The sequence below is a fragment of the Gilliamella sp. Choc5-1 genome, from assembly GCF_001690595.1.
Classification (GTDB): Bacteria; Pseudomonadota; Gammaproteobacteria; order Enterobacterales; family Orbaceae; genus Gilliamella; species Gilliamella apicola_M.
This window is the reverse complement of sequence record NZ_LZHH01000027.1, coordinates 21,386-28,589: the sequence shown is the minus strand read 5'-3', so window position 1 is coordinate 28,589 and position 7,204 is coordinate 21,386. Positions and strand designations below refer to the sequence as shown.

The window sequence follows — 7,204 nt, the reverse complement described above, 5'->3', positions numbered from 1 at the left end:
AAATCAGTAGGGCTTTATGCCGATAAAATCGTGACGCTATTTAATCAGAGCTATCAGTCTTATGGTACAAGACGAATTCGTTTTGATTTACAAAAAGAGAATATTTGGGTGTCACGCCGTTACATTGCTCGGGTGATGAAAGCCTTATTGCTGGTATCAAAATACACCGTTAAACGTTATCAATCTCACAATACAGAAGTGAATGAAACCGCCACAGAAAATCACCTGCAACGACAATTTGATGTAGGTGATAAAAAACAAATTGTTGTTGCGGATTTAACCTATATTCAAGTTAAGCAACGTTGGAACTATTTATGTGTTTTAGTGAACTTATCCGATAGGCAGATTGTCGGTTACCATGTTGGCCAACATAAAACAGCAGAGCTTGTTATGTCGGCATTAAGCCAAATTAAACTGCCATTATCGAAATTAGATTTATTTCATTCAGACCGCGGTAAAGAGTTTGATAATCGGTTATTAGCGGATTGTTTTAAGACATTTAATATCACGCATTCATTAAGCAAGAAAGGATGTCCTTATGATAATGCGGTAGCGGAAGCGACATTTAAAACAATTAAAACGGAATTTGTAAAAGGCCAACGTTTTAACTCAACGGCTGAGTTACAACGCGCTTTTTCGGCTTATGCTTATTGGTATAATCATAAACGATTACATTCTTCGTTAGGCTACTTGCCTCCCGTTGAATTTAAAAAACACTTACCCCTTAATTTTTTTGTTTGAAAATGTGTTGCCATTCCATTTTTTTCTCCAAGTCCCTAGTAATCATTTAAAATATCATCAAGTGGATCCCCTTTACTGCCACCATTTGATGAATTGCCACGTTCCGAAAGGCTGAGGTAAATTAGTGCTAATGCGACACCTAAAGCGCCAATTGCAATTAATGTCAATTGCGATATGGCCGCAATCACAAAACCAATAATAAAAAATGGCCATACTTCACGGTTTGCCATCATATTAATTACCATTGCATAGCCCACAGCAACCACCATACCACCCCCAATAGACATTCCTATTTCTAACCATTTAGGCATTGCAGCTAAAGCGCTTTTAACCGTTTCAGCAGGAATAAAGAGTAAAGCTGCAGCAGGAATAGCTATACGTAAGCCTTGCAGGCAGATACCGAAAATTTGTAATAATTCAATTTTTCTAATATTGGCATTTTCAGCAGCAGCGTCCATCATATGAACTAACGGAACAGCAATAGTTCGCACGATAATGGTTAAGAATAAACCGGCTACTGCAAGTGGAATGGCAACAGCAATAGCTGTCGATACACCAGCAACGCCTTGTCCACCTAGCACTAAAATAATTGACGAAGCAACCGATGCTAGTGCGGCATCGGGCGCAACGGCTGCACCAATATTAGCCCAACCAAGTGCAATCATTTGCAATGAACCGCCCAATACAACACCTGCTTCTAAATTACCTGTTACAAGTCCAATTAATGAACAAGCAACTAAAGGTTGATGGAATTGGAACTGATCTAAAATACCTTCCATCCCTGCTAAAAAAGCGATAAATATCACCAAAATGATAGCAATAATTGATAATGTCATAATATAACCCCTTAAATTAATTATTTTGCTGCGCTAATTCTTCTTTGGCTTTTTTTAGTAATTCGTCCATATTGCTATTAGAATCGTTAGGAACTTTGCGAACATCAAATTTTATATTTCTGGTTTTTAATTTTTCAAATGTATTAACATCATCAGCATCCATTGACAGCACTTTATTAACCATAACCTTTCCTACAGAATGGGCCATTGAACCAATATTAAGTTCATTGATATCGACACCGCCCTCTATGGTTCGTAGCACATCTTGTGGATTTTCAAATAGAAGTAGTGCTTTTGTATTACCAAAACGAGGATCGCGTGAAACTTCAATAATTTTTTTAATTGGAACAACATTGGCTTTTACACCAGGAGGGGCAGCTTCTTGGATGAGTTTTTTTCTTAATTCATCTTTTGCAACTGAATCCGAAACAACAATAATACGGTTAGGGTTGGTTGATTTTGTCCATGCTGTCGCCACTTGCCCATGTAATAGGCGCGAATCAACACGGGCTAACACGATTTTCATTTTACCATCGCCAAGTACTGTGCCTTCTGGAATAGTTGGCGGTTGCTTGCATGATTGAGTATTGCTTGTCAGAATTTCGACTGTTGTACGAACGCCTTCTTTACCGGGTTCAATAATTGCAGCGGCAATTTCTTTTGCACTTTCCATTGAAAAACGAGAGGAATAGGCTTCAATTAACATAGGTAGATTTAAACCGGCAACAATAGCCCAGTTACTATGTTCTTCACATAAATTGTTGGCCTGATTAAATGGTGTTCCTCCCCATAAATCAACTAAAAAAAGTATTTCATCTTGATTATCAAATGTAGCTATTGCTTCAAGCATTCGCTCTTTTAAACTTTCAGGACTATCACTTGGATGCAAGGTAACAGCTTTAACATTTTCTTGCTCTCCAAATATCATCGATCCTGATTGTAGAATACCTTCCGCAAACTCACCATGAGTTGCTAGGATAATTCCAACCATACAGCGACCTCCTAATTTGTATTAAATTGTAGGCAATATTTGTTTATTTTACATCACAAAAAAACATAAAAAATATACAACCATCACATTATGATAAAAAAACTTTTTTGTTTTTATCAAAAAATGATTGGTTAGGGCTGTAGTGCTTGACGAATAAAACCATTATTTTTGTTAAGAGCTTGCCTAGCTTGTGTTGCATTTAGGCCTGAAAGGATCATTAAAATGGCAGTTTTACAATGCTTTTGGCATTGGTTTAATGTTTGAATTGCTATTTTCCGATTGCAATCGGTGGCTTGCATGACGATTGATATTTGTCGCTCAATAAGTTTGGTATTGGTTGCTTGGACATCAACCATGAGATTGCTGTACACTTTGCCTATTTTAATCATGCTAGCTGTAGTTAACATATTTAGTACCAATTTTTGTGCTGTGCCTGCTTTCATTCTTGATGATCCAGTAACTACCTCAGGACCAACAATAGGGGTGATTGCTATATCTGCTATGTTGATCATTGGGGCTTTAGGATTGCAGCATAAGCTGATGACAGTTGCTCCAATTGATTTAGCATATTGCATAGCACCGATTACATAAGGTGTGCGCCCACTAGCGGCAATACCGACTAAAACATCATTTGAGCTAAAATTAATGTTTTTTAAGTCAGTAATTGCTAATTCTGGGTTATCTTCGGCGTTTTCAACCGCTTTAAAAATGGCTGTTTTGCCTCCAGCAATTAAGCCAATAACTTGTTCTGGTGATGTGCCATAAGTTGGTGGGCATTCACTTGCATCTAAAATACCTAGTCGTCCTGAAGTGCCAGCACCTATATAGATTAGTCTACCTTGATTTGAAAACGCTAAACTAATCGCATCAACGGCTTTTGCGATATTGGGTAACTCTTTTTCAATAGCTAATGCGACTTTTTTATCTTCATTATTGATGATTTGTAGCATTTCTAATGTTGAACAGTTATCTATTGTTTCACTATTTGGGTTACGACTTTCGGTTAACATACCCGATAGGTTAATTTGTTGCATTTTTTCTTAATCCTAACCATAACAAAAATATCACTATAGCAAATAAGCTCCCAAAACCAACACCGATAGTAGTAACCGATAAATTTAAAGCAACCGCTAACGTATAAAATCCTAACATTACCATCATTGCAGTATATTCGCTTAAATTTTGCACGGAAATCACACTGCCAGCACCAACTAACTCTTTACCTATTTTTTGAATAAAGGCATTTAATGGCACTAAAAAGAAACCGCCTAATGCACCAATAACAATAAGTAGTATATAAGATGAAATGATATGGCCTTGTAATGTAAAAGCGATTACAGCTATTCCCATCATTATTCCTGCTGGAATACAACGTAATGTGTTGTTAATAGTAATAAATGTACTTGCTAGGCCTGCACCGATAACAATACCGATAGCAACGATTGCATTAAGGTTTGTTGGTGTTGCGTTGTCATGAATATTTAAGATAGCAGGAACCCAACTAATTAACAGAAAACGTAAAGTAATACCAGCGCCCCAAAATAAACTGGTACCCAATAGTGTAAATAAAACACGTTTATTGTTGCATATGATTTCTAATGTATTAGTAAAATCGTTTACCATATTGATAAATTGCCATGAAATATTTTTCCGTGCAGCAGGTAATTTAGGAATAAAAAAGTTAGCAATAACAGCCAGTCCGTAAACTAACACGCACACAAGTAAGGAAGCGCTCACATTAAGATCGGCAATATGACCACCAGCTAGCGAACCAAGTAAAATGGCGGCAATGGTTGATGCTTCTATTAACCCATTTGCTTTAACTAAATTATCACCTGTAGTTAGTTCGCCTAAAATTCCATATTTAGCGGGAGAGTAGGCCGCAGCACCTATACCAACTAGAAAGTAACCAACAAAAGGGCTTATATTTAAACAAATACAGCCTGCACCTAATAATTTGATGCTATTTGAAATCATCATTGCTTTGCCTTTTGACATGCTGTCAGCAAATTGCCCCACAAAAGGTGAAAGTATGATAAACGGTGCGACAAAACTAATTTGTAATACCGATTGGCTCCATGTTGGATAATGTAAATTCTTAATGAAAGCTAAAATAGCAAAAAAAATTGCGTTATCGGCAAATGCTGAAAAAAACTGCGCTAGCATGGTCGCAACCATGCCTTTGCTTAATAGTGAATGTGGTTTCATATAACATCTCTTCGTTTATTTATTCGTCAGCCATTTTTCGTAAGGTAATAAAGTCGATTTTACCTGTACCTAATAGTGGTAATGCTTTAACCACACGAATATCACGAGGAATAGCTAATGTTGGGATACCTAATTCTTGAGCGACTAGATTAAGTTGTTCCCGATTTAATTTTTCAGAAGTCGTAAATAAGACAATAGCTTCTCCTTTAGCTGCATCAGCTTTAGCCGTTGCACCGTGCATTGCATCTGAGTCGATTTTTTTTGCTAAGGCTTCTACACTTTCTAATGAAACCATTTCACCGGCAATTTTGGCAAACCGTTTTAGGCGCCCTTTGATTGTTACAAATCCTTCATTATCAATAGCAACGATATCACCGGTATCATACCAACCTTTTTCGGACTTGCCATGTTCATCAATAGCGGCAGGTTCTTCAAGTTTGCCTGGGTTTTCAACACGTAAGTAACCTTTCATCACATTAGGTCCTTTGACTTGTAATTCACCGCCATCACTAATTCCTGGAACATGAATTAATCTTGATGTCATACCTGGTAGTAATCGCCCTACAGTACCCGCTTTAAATGCCATAGGAACATTAAGCGCTACAACAGGTGCACATTCGGTAACGCCATAGCCTTCTAAAATACGAATACCATATTTATCTTTCCATTGTTCCCGTACTGTGTCTGATAGCTTTTCAGCGCCTGCAACAACATAGCGTAAACGCATAAAATCATAGGGGTGCGCATAACGGGCATAGTTTGCCAAGAAAGTTGGCGTACCGAATAAAACCGTACAGTTTTGGTCATAAATAATTTCAGGCACCATGCGGTAATGTAATGGATTTGGATATAAAAATGTGCGGCTACCTGAAAATAGTGGTAGGAATAATCCTGCGGTAATACCAAAAGCGTGGAATAATGGTAGAGCCGACATAAACCGATCAGCAGGAGTTGGATCTATAACCGTTCGAATTTGTTCAACATTAGCAAGTAAGCTGCCATGGCTGTGAACAACACCTTTAGGATTCCCCTCTGAACCAGAAGTAAACAGTACTAGCGCTTCGTCATCGCTTGATTGTTGGTATTTAATTAAGCGTGGAATATATTGATGCATTGCAACATAAAGTTTATCTTTTAAAGTTAAGGTGTTACGCAAATCTTCAAGAAAACACCACTTAACATCTTTAATTTCTTCAAGTAGATAATCAAGTTTACCTTTTCTAATAAATTTGCGTGAAGTAATAATCGTTTTGATTTCAGCAGCAGTAATGGCACAGTTTAAGCCTTTTGTTCCCGCAGTATAGTTAAGCATTGCTGGAATTCGATTTTTTACTGACAAACCAAAAATAGTTGCAACAGTAATGGTTGCATTGGGTAACAAAACGCCTACTCGCTCTTTGTCTTTGGTTATTTTGGCAATAATGCAGCTAACGCCAATAATTTGTTTGAGTAGGTTACGATAAGAAGCTTCATGAGTTGTTGGATCTTGCACCATTCTTGATTTAACGCCATAGCGAACTTGCGCTTCTAATAATGCTTCAAACAACGTTAATTTTGGACGACTTGCCATGCGTGCATTCATCATAATTTGATGAAGTTTTTCACCTGCAATATAGCGCCTTTCACTAGCCTTAGGGGCGTCAGGCATCGCAATTGATGTTGGCTCAAGCACATGAATGGTTATTTTAGGGAATAAACGACGTTTAAATAATCCTTTTAAACGGCTAGTTAAGGTAAATTCTGCTCCCTCTATCCAAACAGGTACAATGGTGGCTTGAGAACGTGCGGCGACAAAAGCAGCGCCATCATAAATTTTCATTAAAGAACCAGTTACAGTAATTCTTCCTTCGGGAAAAATCACTATAGGGCGCCCTTTTTCGATTTCTCGAACTAATCGCTTAATGGCCATTGGACTGAGAGGATCCATTGGCACAAAATCAACATAACGCTTTGCTAAGCGGACTAACCAGTGATTAATATAACCCGAATAAATAGCAAAAACAGGTCTTACGGGTAAAAATACGCCGATTAGAATACCATCAAGGAAAGATACATGATTAGGGGTAATAAGAAGTCTATCTTGTTTTAAGTTTTCAAAATTACCATGAATTCTTACATGGAATAGGATCTTTAAGAAAAATTTTAATATTTTAAATAACATTTGATTTCTCAAGTATCGTGCAAAATTACACGCTGTAATAATAGTGAAAATATAGAAAATATACAAGATAGGTAATTTTTATTATATAAAGTCTGTTAAAACAATGATTTATTTAAATGGATAATTAAATAATCTACTAAAAAGAATTAGGTATTTTCTCAAAATTACACAAGCTTTTGTTTTTGCTTTTTATCTCAAACGGTATAGAGTCCTGAATATTTTTTACAAAAATATAATCTATAAAATAAATAATTATGTAAATTCAAC

The 7,204-nt window shown here is 36.8% G+C and carries 5 protein-coding genes and 2 pseudogenes; 1 reads left to right on the top strand and 6 read right to left on the bottom strand.

Annotation, left to right across the window (positions count from 1 at the left end):
* The coding region (locus A9G35_RS02265) for an IS3 family transposase (protein ID WP_065635491.1) at positions 1-741 on the top strand (741 nt) is incomplete at its 5' end.
* 35 nt (positions 742-776) lie between these two features.
* On the opposite strand, the gene A9G35_RS02260 is transcribed toward A9G35_RS02265, so the two are convergent.
* The 6 genes and pseudogenes from A9G35_RS02260 to aas form a co-directional block, all read right to left on the bottom strand.
* Positions 777-1,577, bottom strand: a complete 801-nt coding sequence (locus A9G35_RS02260) for a PTS mannose/fructose/sorbose transporter subunit IIC (RefSeq protein ID WP_065635490.1) — start codon at positions 1,575-1,577, stop codon at positions 777-779.
* A gap of 16 nt (positions 1,578-1,593) precedes the next feature.
* Positions 1,594-2,136 (bottom strand): annotated as a pseudogene (locus tag A9G35_RS14055) (PTS system mannose/fructose/N-acetylgalactosamine-transporter subunit IIB); the annotation flags it as partial.
* A 56-nt stretch (positions 2,137-2,192) separates the two neighbouring features.
* Positions 2,193-2,568 (bottom strand): annotated as a pseudogene (locus A9G35_RS14050) (PTS sugar transporter subunit IIA); the annotation flags it as partial.
* Between the two features lie 131 nt (positions 2,569-2,699).
* Positions 2,700-3,602: an N-acetylmuramic acid 6-phosphate etherase gene (gene murQ, locus A9G35_RS02250; protein WP_065635488.1), complete on the bottom strand. Its 903-nt coding sequence runs from the start codon at positions 3,600-3,602 to the stop codon at positions 2,700-2,702.
* The gene (lplT, locus tag A9G35_RS02245) at positions 3,589-4,776 is read right to left on the bottom strand and encodes a lysophospholipid transporter LplT (RefSeq protein ID WP_065635487.1); all 1,188 of its coding nucleotides are present in this window, start codon (positions 4,774-4,776) and stop codon (positions 3,589-3,591) included. The genes murQ and lplT overlap by 14 nt, the downstream gene beginning before the upstream one ends.
* 19 nt (positions 4,777-4,795) lie before the next feature.
* Positions 4,796-6,937 (bottom strand): bifunctional acyl-ACP--phospholipid O-acyltransferase/long-chain-fatty-acid--ACP ligase, encoded by a 2,142-nt coding sequence (aas, locus tag A9G35_RS02240; RefSeq protein ID WP_065635486.1) that lies wholly within the window; start codon positions 6,935-6,937, stop codon positions 4,796-4,798.
* Positions 6,938-7,204: the final 267 nt, after the last annotated feature.